At 46.4% G+C, this 21539-nt stretch carries 22 protein-coding genes; 12 read left to right on the plus strand and 10 right to left on the minus strand.

Annotated elements, in window-relative coordinates:
- Window positions 1–28: 28 nt before the first annotated feature.
- Both NH568_RS19900 and udk read right to left on the minus strand, forming a co-directional pair.
- Window positions 29–1252, minus strand: coding sequence for a NupC/NupG family nucleoside CNT transporter (locus NH568_RS19900; RefSeq protein WP_054013532.1), 1224 nt, complete (start codon window positions 1250–1252; stop codon window positions 29–31).
- Between the two features lie 17 nt (window positions 1253–1269).
- The gene (udk, locus tag NH568_RS19905) at window positions 1270–1899 is read right to left on the minus strand and encodes a uridine kinase (protein WP_049865267.1); all 630 of its coding nucleotides are present in this window, start codon (window positions 1897–1899) and stop codon (window positions 1270–1272) included.
- A 316-nt stretch (window positions 1900–2215) separates the two neighbouring features.
- Between udk and NH568_RS19910 the strand changes: the two genes are divergently transcribed.
- The 5 genes from NH568_RS19910 to NH568_RS19930 all read left to right on the plus strand — a co-directional run bounded on the left by NH568_RS19910 (window position 2216) and on the right by NH568_RS19930 (window position 6743).
- Window positions 2216–3430 carry a phosphopentomutase gene (locus NH568_RS19910; protein WP_253050197.1) on the plus strand — a complete coding sequence of 405 codons (1215 nt, stop codon included), beginning with the start codon at window positions 2216–2218 and terminating at the stop codon, window positions 3428–3430.
- A 17-nt stretch (window positions 3431–3447) separates the two neighbouring features.
- Entirely contained in the window at window positions 3448–4149 is a 702-nt protein-coding gene (gene deoD / locus NH568_RS19915) for a purine-nucleoside phosphorylase (RefSeq protein WP_253050199.1), read from the plus strand.
- Between the two features lie 193 nt (window positions 4150–4342).
- Window positions 4343–5254 carry a tetratricopeptide repeat protein gene (locus tag NH568_RS19920; RefSeq protein WP_253050201.1) on the plus strand — a complete coding sequence of 304 codons (912 nt, stop codon included), beginning with the start codon at window positions 4343–4345 and terminating at the stop codon, window positions 5252–5254.
- A 160-nt stretch (window positions 5255–5414) separates the two neighbouring features.
- A complete protein-coding gene (locus NH568_RS19925) occupies window positions 5415–6155 on the plus strand; it encodes a ferredoxin--NADP reductase (protein WP_253050203.1) in 741 nt (246 codons plus the stop codon).
- A 129-nt stretch (window positions 6156–6284) separates the two neighbouring features.
- Window positions 6285–6743, plus strand: coding sequence for a nuclear transport factor 2 family protein (locus NH568_RS19930; protein WP_253050205.1), 459 nt, complete (start codon window positions 6285–6287; stop codon window positions 6741–6743).
- A gap of 84 nt (window positions 6744–6827) precedes the next feature.
- Here NH568_RS19930 and NH568_RS19935 read toward each other — a convergent pair whose 3' ends face one another.
- Complete coding sequence (locus NH568_RS19935; protein WP_171045399.1) at window positions 6828–7676, minus strand: tetratricopeptide repeat protein; 849 nt, start codon at window positions 7674–7676, stop codon at window positions 6828–6830.
- 157 nt (window positions 7677–7833) lie between these two features.
- Between NH568_RS19935 and NH568_RS19940 the strand changes: the two genes are divergently transcribed.
- Both NH568_RS19940 and NH568_RS19945 read left to right on the plus strand, forming a co-directional pair.
- Window positions 7834–8625: a transporter substrate-binding domain-containing protein gene (locus NH568_RS19940; protein WP_253050207.1), complete on the plus strand. Its 792-nt coding sequence runs from the start codon at window positions 7834–7836 to the stop codon at window positions 8623–8625.
- 129 nt (window positions 8626–8754) lie between these two features.
- Window positions 8755–10242, plus strand: coding sequence for a hypothetical protein (locus NH568_RS19945; RefSeq protein WP_253050209.1), 1488 nt, complete (start codon window positions 8755–8757; stop codon window positions 10240–10242).
- A 49-nt stretch (window positions 10243–10291) separates the two neighbouring features.
- Here NH568_RS19945 and NH568_RS19950 read toward each other — a convergent pair whose 3' ends face one another.
- The 3 genes from NH568_RS19950 to NH568_RS24270 form a co-directional block, all read right to left on the minus strand.
- Window positions 10292–10588 (minus strand): hypothetical protein, encoded by a 297-nt coding sequence (locus NH568_RS19950; protein WP_253050211.1) that lies wholly within the window; start codon window positions 10586–10588, stop codon window positions 10292–10294.
- A 316-nt stretch (window positions 10589–10904) separates the two neighbouring features.
- A complete protein-coding gene (locus tag NH568_RS19955) occupies window positions 10905–11540 on the minus strand; it encodes a response regulator transcription factor (RefSeq protein ID WP_253050213.1) in 636 nt (211 codons plus the stop codon).
- Complete coding sequence (locus tag NH568_RS24270) at window positions 11533–12657, minus strand: histidine kinase (RefSeq protein WP_253050215.1); 1125 nt, start codon at window positions 12655–12657, stop codon at window positions 11533–11535. The genes NH568_RS19955 and NH568_RS24270 overlap by 8 nt, the downstream gene beginning before the upstream one ends.
- A 158-nt stretch (window positions 12658–12815) precedes the next feature.
- Here NH568_RS24270 and NH568_RS19965 point away from each other — a divergent pair, with 158 nt between their 5' ends.
- The 5 genes from NH568_RS19965 (at window position 12816) to NH568_RS19985 (ending at window position 18815) form a co-directional block, all read left to right on the plus strand.
- A complete protein-coding gene (locus tag NH568_RS19965) occupies window positions 12816–13535 on the plus strand; it encodes a hypothetical protein (RefSeq protein ID WP_253050217.1) in 720 nt (239 codons plus the stop codon).
- A gap of 310 nt (window positions 13536–13845) precedes the next feature.
- A complete protein-coding gene (locus NH568_RS19970; protein WP_253050219.1) occupies window positions 13846–16464 on the plus strand; it encodes a reprolysin-like metallopeptidase in 2619 nt (872 codons plus the stop codon).
- The gene (locus tag NH568_RS19975) at window positions 16454–16807 is read left to right on the plus strand and encodes a hypothetical protein (RefSeq protein ID WP_253050221.1); all 354 of its coding nucleotides are present in this window, start codon (window positions 16454–16456) and stop codon (window positions 16805–16807) included. The genes NH568_RS19970 and NH568_RS19975 overlap by 11 nt, the downstream gene beginning before the upstream one ends.
- The gene (locus tag NH568_RS19980; RefSeq protein ID WP_253050223.1) at window positions 16808–17506 is read left to right on the plus strand and encodes a response regulator; all 699 of its coding nucleotides are present in this window, start codon (window positions 16808–16810) and stop codon (window positions 17504–17506) included.
- Complete coding sequence (locus NH568_RS19985) at window positions 17496–18815, plus strand: ATP-binding protein (RefSeq protein ID WP_253050225.1); 1320 nt, start codon at window positions 17496–17498, stop codon at window positions 18813–18815. The genes NH568_RS19980 and NH568_RS19985 overlap by 11 nt, the downstream gene beginning before the upstream one ends.
- On the opposite strand, the gene NH568_RS19990 is transcribed toward NH568_RS19985, so the two are convergent.
- From NH568_RS19990 to NH568_RS20005, 4 genes are all read right to left on the minus strand, one after another.
- Window positions 18799–19224 (minus strand): hypothetical protein, encoded by a 426-nt coding sequence (locus NH568_RS19990; protein WP_253050227.1) that lies wholly within the window; start codon window positions 19222–19224, stop codon window positions 18799–18801. The genes NH568_RS19985 and NH568_RS19990 overlap by 17 nt on opposite strands.
- Before the next feature lie 30 nt (window positions 19225–19254).
- Window positions 19255–20040, minus strand: coding sequence for a DNA-binding domain-containing protein (locus tag NH568_RS19995; RefSeq protein WP_253050229.1), 786 nt, complete (start codon window positions 20038–20040; stop codon window positions 19255–19257).
- Complete coding sequence (locus tag NH568_RS20000; protein ID WP_253050231.1) at window positions 20033–20869, minus strand: DUF692 domain-containing protein; 837 nt, start codon at window positions 20867–20869, stop codon at window positions 20033–20035. Before NH568_RS20000 ends, NH568_RS19995 begins: the two co-directional genes overlap by 8 nt.
- A 97-nt stretch (window positions 20870–20966) precedes the next feature.
- Window positions 20967–21425, minus strand: a complete 459-nt coding sequence (locus NH568_RS20005; RefSeq protein WP_253050233.1) for a hypothetical protein — start codon at window positions 21423–21425, stop codon at window positions 20967–20969.
- Between the last annotated feature and the right edge of the window lie 114 nt (window positions 21426–21539).

Consider the following 21539-nt stretch of genomic DNA (forward strand, 5'->3'; position numbering starts at 1 on the left):
TGCAACTGAGGCTTATCTCATTAAGTTTCTAAGCTAGCGAGAGGAAAAACCCTGCAATTGCTGCGCTCATTAGGTTAGCCATAGACCCTGCTAAAACCGCCCTGAGCCCTAAGCGTGCGATATCCTTTCGTCGACTTGGCGCCATACCGCCCAGTCCGCCTAGTAAGATGGCTATCGATGACAAGTTAGCAAATCCACATAACGCGAATGTGACAATCGCTTGTGTGTGCTCACTTAACGTGTCGCGATAATTCATAAAGTCCAGGTAAGCAACGAACTCATTCACAACCAGTTTCTGGCCGATAAAGCTGCCCGCCTGAGTGGCTTCTGCCCAAGGTACGCCTAACATCCAGGCAACCGGAGCAAATACATAGCCTAAAATCTCTTGTAATGTCAGTGTCGGATGGTCAAAGAAACCACCAATACCGCCTAATAAACCGTTTAAGAGTGCAATCAAAGCAACAAAGGCCAGTAGCATTGCACCGACATTTAATGCCAAATGCATACCACTTGACGCACCTGCGGCAGCAGCGTCGATCACATTAACCGGTTTGTCGTCGCCGCTATCAACCTCTGCCAGGTTTTCTTTCGGCTTTTCGGTTTCCGGCACAATCATCTTGGCCATCAGGAAACCACCTGGCGCCGCCATAAAGCTGGCTGCGATCAGATATTTAAGTTCAACCCCGATAGCTACATAGCCAGCCATGACTGACCCTGCTACCGTTGCCAGACCACCTACCATGACGGCAAAAAGCTCTGACTGGGTCATCTTAGGGATAAAAGGTTTTACAATTAAAGGTGCTTCGGTTTGTCCCACAAAAATATTTGCCGTTGCCGACAAAGATTCTGGTCTGGACGTCTTCAGCAGCTTTTGTAGACCACCCCCTAAGATTTTGATGATCCACTCCATAATGCCGATGTGGTATAACACACCCACTAAGGCGGAGAAGAATACGATCACCGGCAGTACCTGGATCGCAAAAATAAACCCTATATTGTCTGCACCCGCTAACGGGCCAAACAGAAAACTGATCCCGTCATTGGCGTAACCAATGACAGATGAAACAGCCTTCGACATGGCCGCAAGCGCGTTTTTACCGGCTTCTACGAAAAGTACAAAGCCACCAATGAGTATTTGCATGATAAATGCGATACCCACGGTTCGATAATTAATGGCACTACGCTTGGTGGAAGCTGCGTAGGCGATGGCTAGTAGCATTAACATGCCGACTAAGCTCATTATTGTTGTCATGCCAGATTGTTCCCGTATTATTCTTGCAGTAAATATTTTATTTTACTTTTAATAATATCAATCGCAACGCGATTCATACCGCCACGGGTAACGACCAAGTCGGCATTGTGCTTTGAAGGCTCAATAAACTGGTAAAACATAGGTCTTACCGTTGCCTGATATTGCTCAACCACCGAAGAGATACTTCTACCGCGAGTTTCTATGTCTCGTTGCATTCTTCGCAGCAGACAGATATCAAGCGGCGTATCAATAAAAACCTTGATATCAAATTCTTCGATTAATGCTGGATCGCTTAACAGTAAGATCCCTTCAACGACTAAAATCTTTGCCGGGTTTACCGTGCGTGTCTCACTACTGCGTGTATGTTGAGCATAGTCATAAGTCGGTACTTGTACAGACTTACCTTGACGCAGTTGCGTCAGATGCTCTTTCATTAACGCATGTTCAAACGCATCCGGATGGTCATAGTTCGTTTGAGTTCTGTGTTCAAACGGCAAATGCGATTGATCTTTATAATAGGCGTCTTCTTCTATAACGGCGATGGCACCCGATTCAAGTTCGTTTACTAATTCGTTATAAATAGTTTGACTAAAAAGAGACTTACCGGACGCAGATGCGCCGGCGATGGCTATAATTGTTCGTGTCACTAAAGTTCACACCCAGCAGTTGTTAATGTTGGAAGATCACAATAGCAAAAAAGACACGATTAATCTCTTTTGCCTCGCTTAAGGATCAAATTTAATTGTTTTGGTTATAACAAAACAGGACTTATGTCCGCTGGTCCAATTAGTGATGAGATTTAATTAATATAGGTACAAATGGTTTTTTGTTATGCTTTTATGACAGCGGACTTATGTCCTGTACGTTAATTTTGGCTACAAATAAAGTAACACCCTCTGACGAGTATCGATGATAAAAAAACAAAATCGCAGCGCGTCAGAATAAACAGATAAGAGGTAGATTATGGCAAGAGCAATCATATTAATGGCAGACAGCTTAGGAATAGGGGCTGCACCTGATGCCGATAAATTTGGAGATGCTGGTGCCAATACCTTAGCTCATCTGTTAGCAGCTTATAAGAAAGAGAAAGGCGAAGCCTTATCTTTACCTAATTTAAGTAAGTTAGGTTTGATTGCCGCATGTGAAGCAGCAGGCAAAGAAACGTGTGAGGTCGCCGAGCGCATAGAGCCACAAGCTGCCTGGGGCTACGCAAAAGAATTATCCAGCGGTAAAGACACACCGTCTGGACACTGGGAAATGGCAGGCGTACCTGTGTTATTTGAGTGGGGGTATTTCCCAAATACACAACCTTGTTTCCCGCAAGAATTTATTGATGAGTTGTGCAAGCGTGCAGAAATCCCGGGTATTTTGGGCAACTGCTATGCATCAGGCACAACTATATTAGAGCAACTGGGTGAAGAGCACGTCAAAACTGGCATGCCTATTTGCTATACCTCAGTTGACAGTGTGTTTCAAATAGCCGCACATGAGCAATCATTCGGCCTTGACAAACTTTATCAGGTATGTGAAATCGCACGGGCACTGCTTGATGAAATGAATATAGGACGAGTGATTGCGCGGCCATTTATAGGCACTTCGAGTGCCGACTTTATTCGTACTGGTAATCGTCGCGATTACTCAGTGTTGCCACCGTCGCCAACAGTGTTAGATAAGCTGGCGAATGATGGTGGTGAAGTAATTAGTATAGGTAAAATCGCTGATATCTATGCACATCAGGGCATTACGCAAAAGCATAAAGCACCTGGGTTGATGAATTTGCTGGAAAAAACCAGCGAAGTCATCGACCGTGCACCGGACCATAGCCTGATCTTCACCAATTTGGTGGATTTTGACGAAAAGTTCGGTCACCGCCGCAATGCGGTTGGATATGCAGAAGCGCTGGCACAATTTGATGCCTATTTACCGACTATACTCGACCAGTTAAAAGACGATGATCTGCTGCTTATTACGGCGGATCACGGTTGTGATCCGACCGCACCGGGCACAGACCACACCCGCGAATATGTGCCAGTATTGGCGTATCGCAACGGAATGAACAATACTCCGTTAGGTGAAAGAAACAGCTTCGCAGATATGGGCCAGACACTGGCTCAATGGTTTAACTTATCTGCTTGTGATTATGGTGACGGCTTTGCAGCCAAACTCGCTAAGGCTTGATTTAAAGGAAACATGTTATGAGTACTCCGCATATTAATGCTAACCCAGGTGATTTTGCAGAAACGGTGCTAATGCCAGGGGACCCACTGCGTGCCAAGTACATTGCTGAAAACTTTTTGCAAGACGCACGTCAGGTAACGGACGTACGCAACATGTTTGGTTTTACCGGCACATACAATGGTAAGCCAGTTAGTATTATGGGCTCTGGCATGGGTATTCCATCCATGTCTATATACGCTCGCGAGCTGATTGTCAGCTTTGGTGTTAAAAACCTAATTCGTATCGGTACATGTGGTGGTATTAATCAGGATACCAAAATCCGTGATGTGATCTTCGCACAAGGTGCCAGTACAGATTCAAACGTAAACCGCGCTCGTGTGCGTGGTTATGATTTTGCAGCGCTAGCTGACTTTGGCCTGCTTGAAAACGGTGTTAACGCAGCACGTCGCCTTGGTATTGAAGCGAAAGTGGGCAATGTATACACCACAGACACTTTCTATCAGGCTGACAGCAGCTTTTATCCTGAGCTTGATAAGTTGGGCGTACTGGCTGTTGATATGGAAACGGCGGGTCTGTATGGCGTTGCAGCTGAGTACGGTGCAAAGGCAATGGCATTATTCACAGTAAGTGACCACGTGATCACTGGCGAAGCAACGCCGCCTGAAGATCGTCAAAGCACGTTCAATGAAATGGTTAAAATTGCACTAGAATCAATTTAAAGAATTTGGTCCTTTAACAGGGCCTCCCTGTTCCTTGGTAACGTAATCGCAGAGTTTTGGAGACACGCCTAAAACAACGCGAATCACACCCAAAAAGCCGCACTTGGTGCGGCTTTTTTTTGCCTGAAATTTGTTGCTCTAATATCTCTACTATAAACTCAGGGTAATGTATCTAATATCAGGTCCGGATAGAATGGCTTCTTCGATGATGTTATTGGCTTGGGGGATGACAACTTCCGTACCTACAACATGTGCTATACCCATTGAACCGCTTAAAATACAGGCCTATAACCAGCCACATCAAGCAATACAAACCTACCAAAACCACAAAGAAAGCCTGCAACGAGAAACTTGCTCTGAAACAGCACTGTTATATCGCTATGTTCTGATGGCTGCCATTCGACTGCAAAACTGGCCCATAGTGGAGGAGGTAGTGCAGTCACTTCAGTCCGAGAAACTGGCTTCTGATGTGGAAGGAAAAGAGCTCAACATCATTAATAACATTGGTGTTGCTTATCGTAAGGCAGGTCAAACTGATGATGCGCTGACGCATTATCGTTGTGCCTTAACCTATGCTCATACCCATGATGCCAGAGCGCTGATTAAAATTAACATTGCGATAGTTCATCGTAATGCAGGACAGCCCGCGATTGGTTTTCGCTTGTTAGAAGGCATAGAAGAAGGGTATTTACCAAGTGTAATTTTGGCCGGGTTACATGTTGCCAAGGGGAATACGGCGTTGCAGATAAACCGGTATAACGAGGCAAAACATGCTTATCAGCAAGCGCGCGACCATTATCTTGCAATGAAAGACAATCGTAATGCCCAGGCTGTGGTTGCCAATATGCTGGTTGTCGCGCTGGCCACTCATGATCTAAGTACCTATGATCAATTACGTCCGTTGAGTACGTTTGAACCTGATTTAATCTCAGACCATGGCTTGCGCTTTATTCAGTGGCTGGACACTTTTCGGTCATATAGTTCTGTTAAAAACCTGAGTAAGATGCAGCAGCAAACAGAGGCTATTGCAGCTGATTACCTCGAATTTGTCGCATTGCTGTCGTCGCGCTACGGCCTGAATCAGGGGGGGCGCAACGTATTTTAAAAAGAAGTCACGATTGACCTTTATCAGGAGCGCTTGCCAGGCACTGGTGTGCGTCGATGTAAAGACATAGCGTTTTGACGGTTTTAACTTAAAAATTTGTTTTTACCCCACTTTATGCCAGATTTAAGAGGCTGACATAACAAAATGAACGGGAGCACATATGGCGAACTGGGTAAATGGTAAAGTGGTCGAAAAGCTGTGGTGGACACCCAGCCTGTTTAGTATCAAGGTAGCGGCTGACATAGACCCTTTTTGTGCAGGTCAGTTTACTAAACTGGCATTACCCGTTGAGGACAAAAAAGTATCTCGTGCATATTCTTTCGTTAATGCACCTCAGGACCCGCTGCTTGAATTCTTTTTGATTGAAGTCCCGGACGGTCAGTTATCCTCTCCGCTAGCCGCTTTGGACATTGGTGATGATATTCTGGTAGCAGGAAAGCCGAGTGGGTTTTTCACGCTGGATGAGGTGCCCGACGCCAGTGTGTTGTGGATGCTAAGCACCGGTACTGCGATTGGTCCGTTTTTGTCTATGATTGGGGATGGCAAGCTCTGGAAGCGGTTTGATAAAGTCGTGCTGGTTAACGGTGTACGTTATGCGCAGGACTTGTGTTATCAGGATATGCTGCTGGATACTGAAAAAATATTTAAGCAATTTAAATATGTGCCTTTAGTTAGCCGCGAGCCAGTCGAGAACATGTTGACCGGACGAGTTACAAACTTACTGGAAAGTGGAGAGTTGTGTCGCCATTGTGGGTTTGACCAGATACCCGAGGACAGTCAGTTCATGTTGTGCGGTAATCCAGATATGGTGAAAGACACAACGACATTGTTACAGAGCTTAGGCTTTACACGCAATCGCCGTGCAAAACCCGGGCACATCACGGTAGAGCAATATTGGTAAGCTGGTAATCATGTATCGCGATATTGACACCTAGCTCTGTGAATGTTGCGCCCAGCTGGCCCAGAACCTGTATTCTATTGGCCGAATTTGCTATCTTGCTGGGCAACTTGTCCCATCAAAAGGTAATTTATGAAATACCTATGCGCCCTGATCTTACTTATTTACTCAGTTATGGGAAGCGCCAACCCCGCGCTGGATGATCAGGCTAGTGATTACCAGTTGGCAAAGACAGAGCAGGAACTTGCTGCCGAGGCGGTCGTAGACAAACTTATACAGGCATATAACGCACAAAACATACGTCTGTTTCTTGAACTATATGCGGAAGATGTCGAGTTTTATATGTATCCGCAAACGCTGATGTTTACGGGAAAAGAAAAACTGATTGAGCGCTATGGGCTGATGTTTAAGAAAATGCATTGCCTTAAAGCAACATCTATAAAGCGGGTCACGCATGGCTCCATTGTTATTGACCATGAAACATCTGAAATCTGTAGCAAAGAAGCTGGCGTTGTGGATAAGCGTTCTGAATTTGTGACCAGCTATCAGATTGAAGACGGTAAGATTAAAAAGGTCGTGTTTTTTCGTTAGTCCCAGTCTCTCAGCGCACTTTCTGACTACCAGAATAGGTACCTTTGATGCGCTGAACAAGAGTTGACTATGTGCTGGACAGACTTACCAGTGCTCTACCAGCTCCTTAAAGCTTGGGTTACTTTCCAGCACCTTAAATGACGGCTCATGTGTTAGTTCGTTTTTCAGGTTTGGTGAGTAAGCCAGGGCCATTTTAATGTCGGCTATGGCATCTGCCTGTTGTTCCAGCATGGCGTAAGCACAGGCACGTTGCCAGTAGGCGTAGCCATAGTCACTGTCTATTTCCAGTGCCTGATTACACAAGTTGATCGCAGGGCCTGTTTGTTCCAGCTCCAGCAGTGCATCGGCTTTGTATACCAGCGCCTCAACGTCATCCGGATGGCGTTTGAGTATTTCGTCGTACATTTCAATCTTACCCTGCATATCACTTTCAAGATTAGCTCGCATCCATAGTGAGTGGATTTCATTGGTAATGGTGATTTTCCGCTGGTTATTTAGTATCTCTTCTGAGCGCTCTTTGAGTTTTTCTTCCAAAGTGCCTAGTCTTTGTTCATACTCTGCCGTGATATCTCCTACCCGGTCATTAACCGTTTCTTCTACCTTATTTTTGATATCACGTAAAGAATTCCAACCGGCCAGGACCAACAGTGATGCAGTAGCGGTAATTATAAATAGCACGTTGTTGATGGTGTCGGTGGTATAGGTCAGTGCCCGATCGGCTGCATCCAGCTGTTTGTGAGTAAGCTGTAAGGTGACATCTTCACGTAATTTTTGCTGATCCTGCCGTAAGGATTTTAATTCATCCAGAACATAGCGTTCCATTAACGGCCGGTACATTGGCTCTTTCAGCTGTTGTAATGCTTGTTCTTGCTGCTGTTCAGTCAGAGTGGTTGTCGGGGATGAAGTGTTTGCTGAAAGTGTCCAGCAATACATCAAAGAGACGAAAAGAAGGATATTTTTAATCATAGCAGTGATCTGTTTGAGAGTTTGGTCTAGCATGGTGCATGAGAGGCTTAGAAATTGCAAAAATGGCTGGCAAGTTTGCGCAAAATCTGGTCGAGACAGCGGGTATTGAGGTTAAGTAGATTGCATGACGAATTGCACAGTATTTCGGGGAGTATTTTTCACCTTACTGGCATCCATAGTGTCTTTCAGTCACTTGGCCTTCGCAAGTCTTGAACCACGTCCTGTGCTTGTGCCGGACTCAGAACCTGATATTCAGCTTCATGTTGTTACAGAGCAGTGGGTACCTTATAACTTTATCAACCCGCAGGGAGAAGTAGACGGACGGGCCACTCAGAAAGTGCGCGAAGTGCTTGATGCCGCCGGGATCAGGTATGAAATATTGCTATTTCCCTGGGCCAGAGCGATGAAAATAGCACAAACTCAGCCTAACACCATGATCTATTCAATTTTTCGCACTCCCGAGCGCGAAACAAGGTTTGAGTGGGCATGTCCCTTGTTAAGACCTGTCAAAGAGCATCTGTTTAGATTAACTTCTCGCAATGATATACAGCTCAATTCTTTAGACGATGCCAAACGCTATATTACCGCCATGGTAAGAGGCAGTGTGGCACACGAATATCTGATTGCCAGGGGGTTTAAAGGGGGAGTGAATTTGGATTTATCAGCTGACCCCAGCTCACTTGCCAAAAAACTGCTGGCAGGGCGGGTCGATTTTTTGATGACCACTGAGTTTACAATCTATGAGGCCTTGCGGCTGATAGACCAGCCATATGAGGTGGTCACCTCTGCGCTGGAGGTACGCGACAGATCAGGAGAAAGAGCCTGTATGGCTTTTCATCCAAACACCGACAGTGAAATTATTAACAAAGTGCGCCGCGCACTGGCCGAGCACAACCGTCGCTATATTGGTCCTTAAAGTACCGTATTTTCGCTTTCTCGATTACTGGGTAGTCTGATTATTGAACAATGTTTGTAGCTCTGTCACAGTGACAAAGCAACAAGCATTGTTGTCGTTATATAAAAAATATAATCAAGGAGTCAGAAAATGAATATAGTTAGAACAATACTCCCACTGCTGGGATGTATGGTAGTGGCTGTTGCCTTCAACGGGATGGCAATGAGTTTGTCCGAGTTACACCATATTAAGAAGGGAAGGTTTTTTCTTACTGGTGACGGACTCGTTGAGCCGGTGGTACGATTAGTCTTAAACAAGCACGAAGTGGGTCAATATGAAGGTAATATCGCAAGCCCGATTGAATGGTACAAAACCCCTGATGGGCTTCAGATAAGGTTACTATCTCCCGAAACTCTGGGGGAGTACACTGAGCAGGGAGTGGTGTTTCGTGCTGAAGTTCACCAATGGAGTATTCAGCCAGCACAAACACGTAAGGGTGTCGAGTATGTCCAGCATACACGGGTAGTTCGCACAGATACAATGGACGTTGTGGATACTGCGGAACGAGGTTTTGTCGGGACTTTGTTGCCAGAGCACGAAATGAATGAATGGCAGGTTGATCTGGCACAGGGAACCTGGTCACTTCCGGCCGTAGATTATGCCTTTTACGATGCGTTTAATATTCCAGCGTTTGGTTCTGTTGACGCGCGCTTCTTCGTCGACGGAACTGGACAAATGGTGCATCACGACAAGCGCTTGAGCCGTTTTAAGTGGCGTATAAAGGGCAATCAGTTAGTGCTAAAATATCGGCAGGATGGCATGAAAAGGAAGCTGTCATTCAGGATCGCAGAGACATTAGCAGATATTGGGTTACGTGTTGTTATGCATGTACAAAGTCAAAATGATACAGCGCCAATGGTCCGCACTGGACTGATGCTCCAAGATCAAGGTACGCGGTTTAGTTATGAGAATGCGGTAGGCACCTGGTTGAATGGTACTGTTCGCTATGACTATTATGACGATCATGTATATATCCCAAATATTGCCTTTCAGGCGGCAACCTGGGCATTCACTCAGGCAGGCGAAATAGAGCGGCAGAAAATAGTACATCCTGAGCTGGGCACTGTGCCTGTGTGCCCGGACGACACATGTTATGTGTCATGCACTTTCACACTGAAACTCCTGGCACGAGACGAAGAAGCCATGTATGTCTCGATACAGACTGACTCAGAGCTAGTCGACGGTGGTCCACATTTCTTTATGGGTAAAACGGTTGCAAAGTTCGAAGTTAAACCACATCAGCGCGTATCCGCTTTTGACTATAGCTGGCTGGGAATGACGACTATGACATTCAAATCGGAGAGTGATTCGACTCCCTACTTTTTTGCAATGATGCCCTCAACAACCGGCGCCTGGGAATATATGTATTCAAAGGGGGTGCCCTCCAATGTAGAGGGGAAATTCTCAGTTGTGGACGGTAAGTTACACCTTGAAACACCTCAGGGCACACACACTCTGGAAATCACGCATTCAACCCGGGATTCGCTAGAGGTATGTCGATACGACCAAGGTGGCGTTTGTGGTGAAGGTGACAATTTGGTACTTGAGTTCCATAATGGCACTCACTTACTTGACTAGACACCCGTATACCTGAATCTGGTTAATGGGGCCTGTCTGCGGGCAGGCCTCATGCCGGTGAGTTTGTCAGTAGCTGATACAATACAACTATCAGAATAAGTGACACACAAACGATTAAGTAAAACGTTGGTGTAGAGCGTTCATTAGATTCTGCGACCAGATGCTTATGATATAACTGGCGTCCATAACCTGCGTTGATACTAGTATGTGTTTGATTGCGTCGTGGAAAGGTCAGCAAACCTAAAGTGGCGAGCATGCCGGAATTTACCCATTGTCCCTTTGTGAGTGTGAGCACTGCCAGAGTGAACAACGCGATACTCGCGATCCATCTTAATAAATACGTCATAATGCGTCCGTTGCAATAGTAGAGTCAGGCTGTACTTTAGAGCTTGGGGTCTAATCTTGCAAGTCAATTGTCCCCAAAATGAAAAAATTACAGGTTTAACCTATTTTTCTCACTAACTGTGTAGGTTATGTCTCACAACTTGTTACGCTGACGTTATATCAATTTGCTTAATTTAAGTGTTCTATTGTGAGGCGAGAAAATAGGATCGATAACCAGACAAAAATTTTGCTATTTAGTTATTCTAAATGAGAAATTTTTAACACAGTTAGCACCATATTGATCCTTTAAATTGAACAGGTATGCAATGAAAGTGGTATTATCCACTTTGCTGCACCAGACCCAGCTCGACGGCTTTGAGCGTTGCCTGGGTCCTGTCTCTGACCTGCAGCTTGCTGAGTAAATTGGACACATGATTGCGGATCGTTCCTTCGGCTTTGAAAAGTTGGGCTGCGATTTCTTTGTTAGAGTGACCCTGTGCAATGAGCACCAGTATTTGCTTTTCCCGCTCTGTCAGGTCGTCAAGAATGTTTGCTGTGCGAGAGAACACAGTGCTCAGAGCGCTTTGTATCACCAGTTTACCTGAGTGCACTGAATGGATAGCTGAGTGCAGCTCCTCCAGCTCGGCATCCTTTAACATGCAGCCGTTTGCGCCAAGTGCAAGGGCGTGCTGGAGTTTGGTCGTGTCATCAAAGGTTGTCAGAATGAGTACCTTGGGGGCGTTTTGCGTGTGCTTCAGTTGCTCAAGCACGCCCAGGCCATCCAATTCCGGCATACGCATGTCCAGTAGCACAACATCAGCTTCAATCTGACCAGCTTGATAGTCGTTGATAAACGCCAGGCCATTTGCCGAACTACCACTGCACTGGATATCTTCACATAGTCCCAGCAGTGCTTGCATACCCTGCCTTACTAATGCCTGATCATCGACGATATGGACTTTTACTTTAATCATGTTGCTGGACTTCCCTAAAATGAACTTGTATTTCAAAACCTTCACGAGTGCTTTGCCAATCGAACCGGCCGCCCAGCGCAGTTACACGCTCCTGCAGACCAAGTAAGCCATTGCCAGGTTGACAGGCTTGGGTTGCATTCCCATTGTCAGCAATTTTCATGCTCCAATGCATGCTGTCAGAGTCGCTAAATTCAATGCGCATTTGCGTTGCATTGCTGTGTTTGAGTGTATTTGTGATGCTTTCCTGGCAGACTCGTAAGATGCAGTGTGCATGGCTTAAGCTCTGTAAAAGTGGGTGCGTACGAAACTGCAAAGAGACGTTAATTCTGGGTATATGGCTAATCAGCTCTGTTAGCACGGCTTCCAGGTCAAGCGGTTGTTCAGTACGTTTGTCACTGACCAGAGTCCGGATTTTCTCTAATGTTTCTCGTGCCAGAGTATAGCTTTGTTGTAATTGAGATTTCTGTGGTTCTTCAGCGGTTCGTCTGGCAACGTCAAGGTTCACGATTAGGCTGGTCAACTGATGACCAACATCATCATGCAGCTCTCTGGCTAAATGGAGCCGCTCCTGTCTGGAAACAGACTGACTGAGCAGAGATTGTGTAGCCAGTAGCTGGCTGTTGGCGAGCTGTGCTTGCTCTTTGGCAAGGCGCTCTTGCCGCATTCTGTGGCTAACTACGAAGGAAAAAAGGTGAAATGATGCAAACATCCCAGCTTCTGCCCAAGGCCAGGAGCGCTCCCAAAATAGGGTTTGAGTAAGCAAATAAGCAAGGCAGGCAAGCAGGATGTAGCAGTAAGACAGCGTGGGTGTGAGATAAAAGGTCAGGATTGCAATGAACATCACACTGTATATCAGGTACACGGAGCTGGGTAATAAGAGGCCAGCACTATGAATTAAAATAGCCATTACAGCGAGTAGCCAATACCTGACTGTGTAACCATAACTGTGCTGTGATTCATTGGTGACCAACAGAATGAAAGGCAACAGTAAGACATGTGGCAGCCAGGCCCAGGCTGGCAAAGCAGACAAGGCTAGCAGGCTTGGAATGGCCACTGCGCACCAGGTGACGAGTGCCGTAATTAACATAGACGGTTGATATTTAAAGTAAGACTGCACGATAACTTCATATTTTGTATTGAGACTCTGTACTTATATCAGATCCTGACATGAAAAAAAGCATGACGAATGTCACTGATTTTTCATGACATTCGTGACATGAACAAAGTATCGCTTTTTCATAGTCTGAATGCACATCAATTTGAGGACTATAAATCATGCAATATCTTCATCAGTTTTCTCTCGTTATTCACATTATTGTTGGCAGTTGTGCGTTAATTCTGTTCTGGGTGCCAATTCTGGCTAAAAAGGGATCAAAGACTCATAATCAGGCTGGCAGAGCATATACTTACAGTATGCAGCTGGTTGCATTGTCTGGCATCTTGTGTTGTTTTTTGGTGTTACTCGACCCGATTACAATATATCAGGCGAGCTACTCACAGGCTAAAAATAAGGCACTTTTTATCGAGACAGCCCGTGAGCGAGCCAGCTTCTTACTTATGCTGTCCTTCCTAGTGTTAACTTCGGTCATGCACGGTGTCCGCGTGCTCCAAGATAAGGCATCTCGTCAATCGCTGACGCGACCAGATATGATAGCCAACTATATTGCGCTATGCTGCAGTGCACTCTATGTTGGATATCTTGGAAGCCGCAGCGGCCATGTTTTGTATACGGTATTTAGTGTAGTCAGTCTCGTTATTGTTATCAGGATGATGCGTTACTCGTTTGCTCAGACGGTCAAACAGAACCAGTGGGTGGTTGAACATCTCAGTGCGATGATTGGATCTGGCATTGCTGCTTACACCGCATTTAGTGCAGTTGGAGGGCGTTACCTGTTCGTTGAGCTGCTTGGTGAACAAGCGATACTGATGGCCTGGTTGGCCCCCACAGTTATTGGAACTATTGGGTTAGTCATTACTAAACGTCGCTACCGGTAGGTCGTTCGCCCGCGAAAAATTCTACAGGGGTCAGAAGTCTGAATAGGTGCAAGGTACCTGGTGAGGTTGATAAGGGCAGCTCAGAAATGAAGGGCGTTGTGCAGTAAAATGCAACTCCTTATTGAGGGCTGTCAACGAAAAGGGTGCAATACGCCTAAGTCGGTTTGCGTAATATTATCAAGTTAGTTATTGCTTTAGGTACATTTATCAATCCTGATACAAAGCGCCTACAAATGGTTACTTACAGTCTATGCTTGTAGTTGTATGGTTGAATTATGACCGCAATGACAACAATCCGACGGGGCTTACCATGAATAAACTCTCACTGATGTGCCTGCTTTTGATTTTCACCTGCCAAAGTGCAATCGCGGTCCATTCTATCGGCCAGGCTCACTGGACCTTGCTTGAGCAAAACCCGCAAATCAATCTTAAGAGTACAGAGCAAACTCTGATGTTAGATAAAGCCAGCGTCCAGGCATTGCTTACAACCTCCGACTTTGTTGATATGGCACTCCCTTTACCCTCAGGTCAGTTCGTCACATATCGACTTAAACCCAGCCAGGTTATGGCCCCGGCACTTGCTCGCAAATACCCCCAGATAATGACATTTCATGGGGCGGAAGTTGGCCAACCGGATAACCTGGGATCCTTTGATATATCACCAAAAGGGTTCTTTGGGATGTTTGAGCATGGTGGAAAAACGGTATACATTGACCCAGTAAAAGGGACTGAACAGTACCGCAGTTATTATTTCACACATGCTATGAAGCAGGCCAATCCGGTTAAAATTAAGCGCCATCCACCAATACGTTTCCCTGAGTTATCAGAAGCTTTAGAAAAAAGACCAGACGACTTGATGCAAACCAGCCAGATCACTGAACGGATTGTCTATCGCCTGGCTGTTACAGCGACGGGGGAATATACCGCCTATCATGGCGGCACACGCGCACTTGCATTGGCTGCGCTCGTCACTATGGTTAATCGGGTCAATCAGGTATATGCGCGAGATGTGGGACTTACATTTCAACTGGTGGCAAATAATGATCAACTGATATTTCTTGATGCAGCGACTGATCCCTTTACTAACTCAGACCAGGATATTGATGGTGATACCATTACTGATGCCATAGAGGCGGTGATTAGTGCGTCAGATTATGATATCGGGCATTTAGTGGTAACCGAGGGTGGTGGAGTTGCCGGTTTAGGGGTGGTGTGCACCTCTCAAAAAGCAGCGGGCCTGACTGGCAACCCTGTACCTGAATCAGACGCATTTTATATCGATTATGTAGCCCACGAAATTGGTCATCAACTTGGCGCTGAGCATACCTTCAACGGCTTAGTAGGAGCCTGCCAGGGAAATCGCTCCGGACTTTCTGCGTTTGAGCCGGCCAGTGGTTCCACCATTATGGGATACACAGGTATATGTGGTTCTCAGGACCTACAAAAAAACTCAGATCCCTTTTTTCATTTGCATTCTATCGAACAGATGGTTGAAGTCACTCGTCAGGGGGTTGGAAATACCTGTGGTAGCCGAACTGGATTGACAAACCAAAGCCCGGTGGTTAACGCTGGGAGTGATTATTTCATTCCGGCACTTACACCATTTACCCTGACTGGCAGCGCAACAGATCCTGATTCAGACACGCTCAGTTTCAGTTGGCAACAATTCGATTTGGGAGCGTCAACCAGCAGTCCTGATCAGGACGCCATTGACAGAGGGACGGGCCCATTATTCAGGGTGTTTGACCCTACTTCTGAACCTGTAAGAACCTTTCCCAGATTAATAGATATTCTGACCAACAGCACCGTGCTTGGTGAGACTTACCCGACGACCAACAGAACGCTTAATTTTCGGCTTGCTGTGAGAGATGGCCAGGGACACGTTGCAAGTGATGCGATGCAGGTGACCGTTGTGAACTCGACCACCGGATTCAGAGTGACGCAGCCTGATAGCAGCAGCCAGTGGGACTCCGCAACTCATTCTGTTACCTGGGATACAGCAAATACCCAAAATGCACCGGTGTCGTGCAACAGAGTCAGCATTAGCCTCTCAACAGATGGTGGTGCGAGCTTTCCGACTTCTCTGGCAAACGGAGTAGATAATGATGGGCAACAGGATGTGTTGATCACGTCCGCCATCAGTACAAATCAAGCCAGAGTAAGAGTGAATTGCTCGGACAATATCTTTTTTGCGATCAATTCAGGAAATTTTACCGTTAACTTCGATGGCCCGGCAGAGCCCATCATTCCCGTATTTCAGTCACAGGATCCGCTTTCGGTTAATGAGGATGAGCGGTTAACGGTCAAGAAAGAGGACTTAACCTTTGCGCTTGACTTAGCTATTGACTCTGTCACTTTGATGGCGGGCGACAACTATACCCTTGACGGTACGACAGTGATCCCGGATGAGCATTTCAATGGGCAATTGCTTGTGCCTGCTACTGCGACCAAAGACAATCAAAGCAGTGAGCAGTTCAGTATCGAAATCACAGTGGTTGCGGTGAATGATGAGCCGACCGTAATAAACGACAGGGCTGATGTTGCGTTTCAGGCCAGTCAGGTTGTGTTGTCTGTGCTCAGTAATGACAGTGATGTTGATGGAGATACGCTGAGTATATCGAGTGTGGACTATCAAGGAGAAGGAACAGTAACGATTGCATCGGCCAGTTTAGTCTATACCGCAGGCAGCACATTCTCAGGCGTAGAGACCTTTAGCTATACAGTGAGCGATGGCAATGGCGGCAGTGCTACTGGCGAGGTTGAAGTAACAGTGGCGGCAGCCCCAGTAGAGCCAGATCCGGAGCCGCTACCTGAACCTCCAGCGCAATCGCTTGATAATGGGGGCTCTGGAGGTACTTTATTTGGTGTGCTGTGGATCGTGATTTTGTGTTGTGGTATCAGATTAGGAGCAAAAAAGTATGGCAGGTAAACTTGCGACAGCGATCGCTTTGTTCGCCGCAGGCATAACAACGGGGTGTCAGGGCATGAGCAAACACGCTACCAATACAGACAGTAAACTGGAGCAGGCGGTGTCTCAGGCCCTGGCCGTGGAAGATTTCCGTCTGTACTATACGACGGGAAGAAGACCTGTTGTGCCCGGGTTTGAGCAGCTAGCGTTCAAAGAGCTGGAGGCTCAGTGCGGTGTTAAAGTTATGCCCGGAACAGGAGATACCCTACGTAGCGAAGCTGATAAAAAAGCGCGCTCAGAGGCTTATCGATACGCCAGGGAGTTTAATATCAAAATGTACGAAGCGTGTTTGAACAGGCGATAAATGACAACAGAACAAAAAATACTACTGATAGATGATGACACAGAACTGACCCAGTTGATGTCTCTGTTTCTTGAAAAAAATGGCTACTGTGTTTCATGTTATGCCCAGGGGAGCGGCGCAGTGGAGCGTGTAAGAGAATTTGCTCCGGACTTACTGGTACTTGACCTGATGTTACCAGGCCAAGACGGCTTAAGTATCTGTCGTCAGATTAGAGGGAGTTTCAGTGGGCCAATTATCATGTTGACTGCGTTGGTAGACGACATAGACGAAGTCACCGGCCTGGAAGTTGGTGCGGATGACTACTTGTGTAAGCCAGTTAAACCCCGGGTACTGCTTGCACATATTCGGGCCCAGCTCAGGCGTCATGATATGCTCTTGGCGCAAAGCAGTCAGCATGTCAGAACTATCCATGAAGGAGAGATATGCGTGGATCTGACCAAACGTAAGGCAACCTGTGGTGATAAAGAAATTCTTCTGTCCAGTGCTGAGTTTGAGCTTCTGTGGTTACTTGCCAGCTCACCCGGGCGAATTCTATCGCGGGATGAGCTGTATCGAACGCTCTTTAAATTGGAATTTGACGGCATGGATCGTTCGATTGATTTACGTATTTCCAGGTTGCGTAAAAAGCTTGGCGACGATCCTAAGGAACCTAAAATAATTAAAACTATAAGAAACAAGGGATATTTGATTGCAAGTTAACACTTTACGGGTGTTCGCCTTTATTGCCGTAGCAATTGTGCTTAATAGTGTGGTCGCTTTTACGGTACGTAATACCTTACTTATTGACATAGAAACCCAGTATACCGAAACACAAAATCAGTTTCTGGAAGATGTGAAAGCTCAGATTTCTGCAGTCCTTACAGACCCTGAGCGTTTACCTTTATCGGGTATTCAAATGCAGCTGGAGGCGCAATATGACACATCGGCGCTACTGGTGGCGCGTGATGATGAGTACTTCCCACAGGATCTACTGGCTGAGTTAGCCTTGCCTCACAATAAGCATGGGCTGGTGGATTACTTAAACGCAACCGTCTATTTTGTGTTAAGCGATAAGGATGTGCTCGAGGTTGGGCCACTGGTCGAACAGAACATGTATTATTTTCTGGTCGACTGGTTTGACTGGTTGGTATCAGCTTGCCTTAACCTGTTACTACTCCTGATATTTTGGTATGTGATCAATAAAGAGCGTCAGGCTTTAGTGGCACGATTGAACAAGATGCCTGTACCTTTGAGCCAACCACAGGATTTGAACACCAGTTTGCAACAGCTTTCGCAGCTTGTTGATGCTCAGCTCAGTGAAGGAGAAGCCAGGATCACTTTACAGCGAGACCTGCTTCATGGCGTGGCACATGAGTTCCGTAGTCCAATGGCGCGGATGCAGTTCGCACTGGATATGCTGGAGGAAGCCGGTGAAGATGAACGAGGTGAGCTTCATACCAGCCTGAGTCAGTCACTGAACGATTTGGAAAGTCTGGTCAGTGAGTTGTTGTACTATGCCAGAGTCAAAGACAACTCAGTCAAACCAAATCTGACCGCGCTGAATATGGATATTGTATTGCAGGAAACGCTGGATAAAGTCGTGCCTTTTTACCCCCATATCGGTTTTGAACTGGATAGCGTCGATATACACTGGCAGGGAGATGAGGCACAAGTGAAACGTCTGTTCACCAACTTAATGCGTAATGCGGGCCGTTTTGCTCGATCTCGCGTGCGCATAAAGGCTGGAGTTCAAGGGGGCGAAGTCGTTGTTCGCGTAGCTGACGATGGCATAGGCATTCCACCTGGAAAGCAGGCGCGTATTTTTGAGCCATTTACTCGGCTGGATCCTAGTCGCTCCAGAGATTCTGGTGGATGTGGGCTTGGCTTAGCAATCGTTCAGTCGATTGTTATCAAGCATCATGGCACGGTTCGGGTTAGTGACGAAAATGCTGAACTGGGCGGTGCATGTTTTGAAGTCAGATTGCCGGTAATGAACGAGTCACATGGTCAAATCACTCCAGGTCATTAAGTAGTAGTTTGATTTCACTGCGAACACTATCTATGTCCTTAACGACCAGGTCGACAGCCTGGGTGCTGGCGTAAATATTTTGCCAGTTGTTATTCCAGGTCGTTTTCAGTGTTCTGGCACTTTGTTGCAGATCGCCATTGGTAAGATAACTGAAGTCATTGATTAACCCGACACTGATCCACCCTTTTCGCGGGCTACCCTCTGTTTTATTTTGATCGTAATGGGCGACATAAATCAGCTGCTCTAATTGTGCGAGCTCCTTCAACATCTCGAAACAAGCGGTACGTATATTGTTGTTTTGCTCCGAAACTTCCAGCCGCCAGGCATTATAGGCAAAACCGACAAAGGCAAATAACATACTGGCGATAAGGCTGAGCTGATATAGACGGATTTTTTCACTAAGCTTCATAGAGTTTCTGGTCCATTTAAAAGTGGCGTTTTATGGCAGCTGATAGTTACCTAGCCAGTTTGCAGTGAGGGCTTTTTGTAATAACTGCATGACTGCGAGTGTACCTGCCTCAGCATCTTGATGAATATTAGCTGCGGCCTCGCATACGAAGCTAAAGGGCAAACCCCGTTCCATCGACTGCAGGCATTGATACTCATGTTGAGATAAAGGATGAAAGGCTGTGCGCAGATCGGCCTCGCGAATAACCAGCCAAAAGCGTTCAGACTCAAGCTCTGGCGAAGGGGGCGGATTCCCGTGTTTAAGTGCTTGCCAACTTTCAATCGCGGCAAACTGACAACGCAGCAGTCGTGCGCTTGGGTGCAAAGAAAAAACAACATTCGGCCATAAATCTGAGGGGATCTGCTGAATTTCAGACAATGTCAGGCGTTTTGTGTCAGGGGCATCGAACGCCTGTAGCAGCTGGCGCTCAAACAACGCTATTTCGCTCAGGATCCCATGTTCAGAAAAGGGCAGCTGACTGGCAAGAAAGTGGGGAAGTTTGTCGCCAAAATGCCGCAAAGAAGGGTCATTTGAGGGATACTGAGCCAAATATCCTGTCACCATTTCATCAAACAAATCGTCACCCAGATAGCGCCCCAGCATCTCATGATCTTGCTCTAATACTTTGGTGAGGCGAATGCGGTAAGCATTTTGGTAAATCAGGGCTCTGTGCTCGGCATCCAAACCGGGTTGTGGCGCAATATGGTTAATCAAATCCTGATCAGTGCCGTTAAGCAAGGCCATAAACGCTTGTTGAATTCTGGCCAGTTCAGTCATTAGTTCTCCAATTCACAGGGGCAAGCTTTCTTGCTTGATTTAATTCGGCCATCAGAGAATCAAAAGACGGAAAGTTATCGTCTCTTTCGATCATTGTGTTGATAGGTAAGCGAGATTGTGCGTAACGCTGAAATAATTGCCATACTGCGTCACAGACTGGCTGATCATGTGTATCCACAATGTGGCTGCCAAAATCACTGTGGCCTGCCAGATGGATCTGTGCAACAGCCTGCTGTGGAATCGCATTGAGGTAATCCATGGCATCAAAGCCATGATTTCTGGCGCTGACATAGACATTATTGATGTCGAGCAAAAATTGACAGCCGGACTGTTGATGTAGCGATGCGAGAAAATCCCACTCAGTCATCTGAGATTGATGATACGTCAGGTAGCTGGAGACATTCTCCAGAATCAGTGGGCGCTCCAGGTAGTCCTGAACAATTCGCAAGCGATCGCATACATGTGTGAGTGCCTCTTCGGTGTAAGGGAGTGGCAACAAGTCATGACTATTAAAATCGCCAATAGACGAAAAACACAGATGGTCAGATACCCAGACAGGGCGGATGCGCTCTATGGTGCGCTTCAAATCTCTCAGATAGTCGAAATTGACCTCTGTGGTGCTGCCAATTGACATCGAGACACCGTGCATGGCTATGGGGTAGCGCTCTTTTATCTGATCAAGATAGTGCCAGGGCTTGCCACCCTCAACAAAGTAGTTTTCTGAAATAATTTCAAACCAGTCGACTTCAGGCTGAGTGTCTATGATGTCTTCAAAATAGCAGGTGCGTAGTCCCAGGCCAAAACCCAGATAGGGAGGTGATGTGTTCAAAGTAAGGTCCATTTGGGCTAGTGGCTTTGTTTAGCTTGCGATGCTGGTTATTAGTATCGCAAGCTAAAACTGGGCCGTAAATTGTAATACGGAACGATTAGCTTTCGACTTTGCCGCCGATATCCTGACAAGCTTTGACAGGCATTTTTACAAAGCCCGTGCCTTTACATGAGGCATGACCACCACACGCGTTATTGGCAGTTTTACAGTCGTTGTGGCCACCGCAGATATTAACATCATGGCACTTCACCAGATCTGACTTGGCGACAGAACCGACCCATTTGTCTTTTACTTTACCGCCCACATCTGCGCACGCTTTACCTGGCATAGCTACGAAACCAGTTCCTTTACAACTGGCTTGTCCAGAGCAGGCATTGTTGGCAGTTTTGCAGTCATTGTGACCACCACAAACGTTCACATCATAGCAATGTACCAGATCGGTGCTTGCACCGCTCGTACCTGTGTTTGCTGCATTGGATGGTGAATTGTCTGTTGCATTACAACCTACCAGGCCTGCAACCATGACCGCCATAGCGGCCCCCGTTAGTGCTTTCATTTTATCTTCCTCATTGAGTGTGTGCCAAACAGAGTATGGCGGTTACCGATCCATAATTGCTGTTGTCATAGAGTGGAAAGGTAGTTCAGCAGCATGTTCAATGCCCGTACTTAT

Origin of the sequence: Pseudoalteromonas sp. XMcav2-N (assembly GCF_024124545.1) — a bacterium.
In the GTDB taxonomy this organism is placed as follows: domain Bacteria; phylum Pseudomonadota; class Gammaproteobacteria; order Enterobacterales; family Alteromonadaceae; genus Pseudoalteromonas.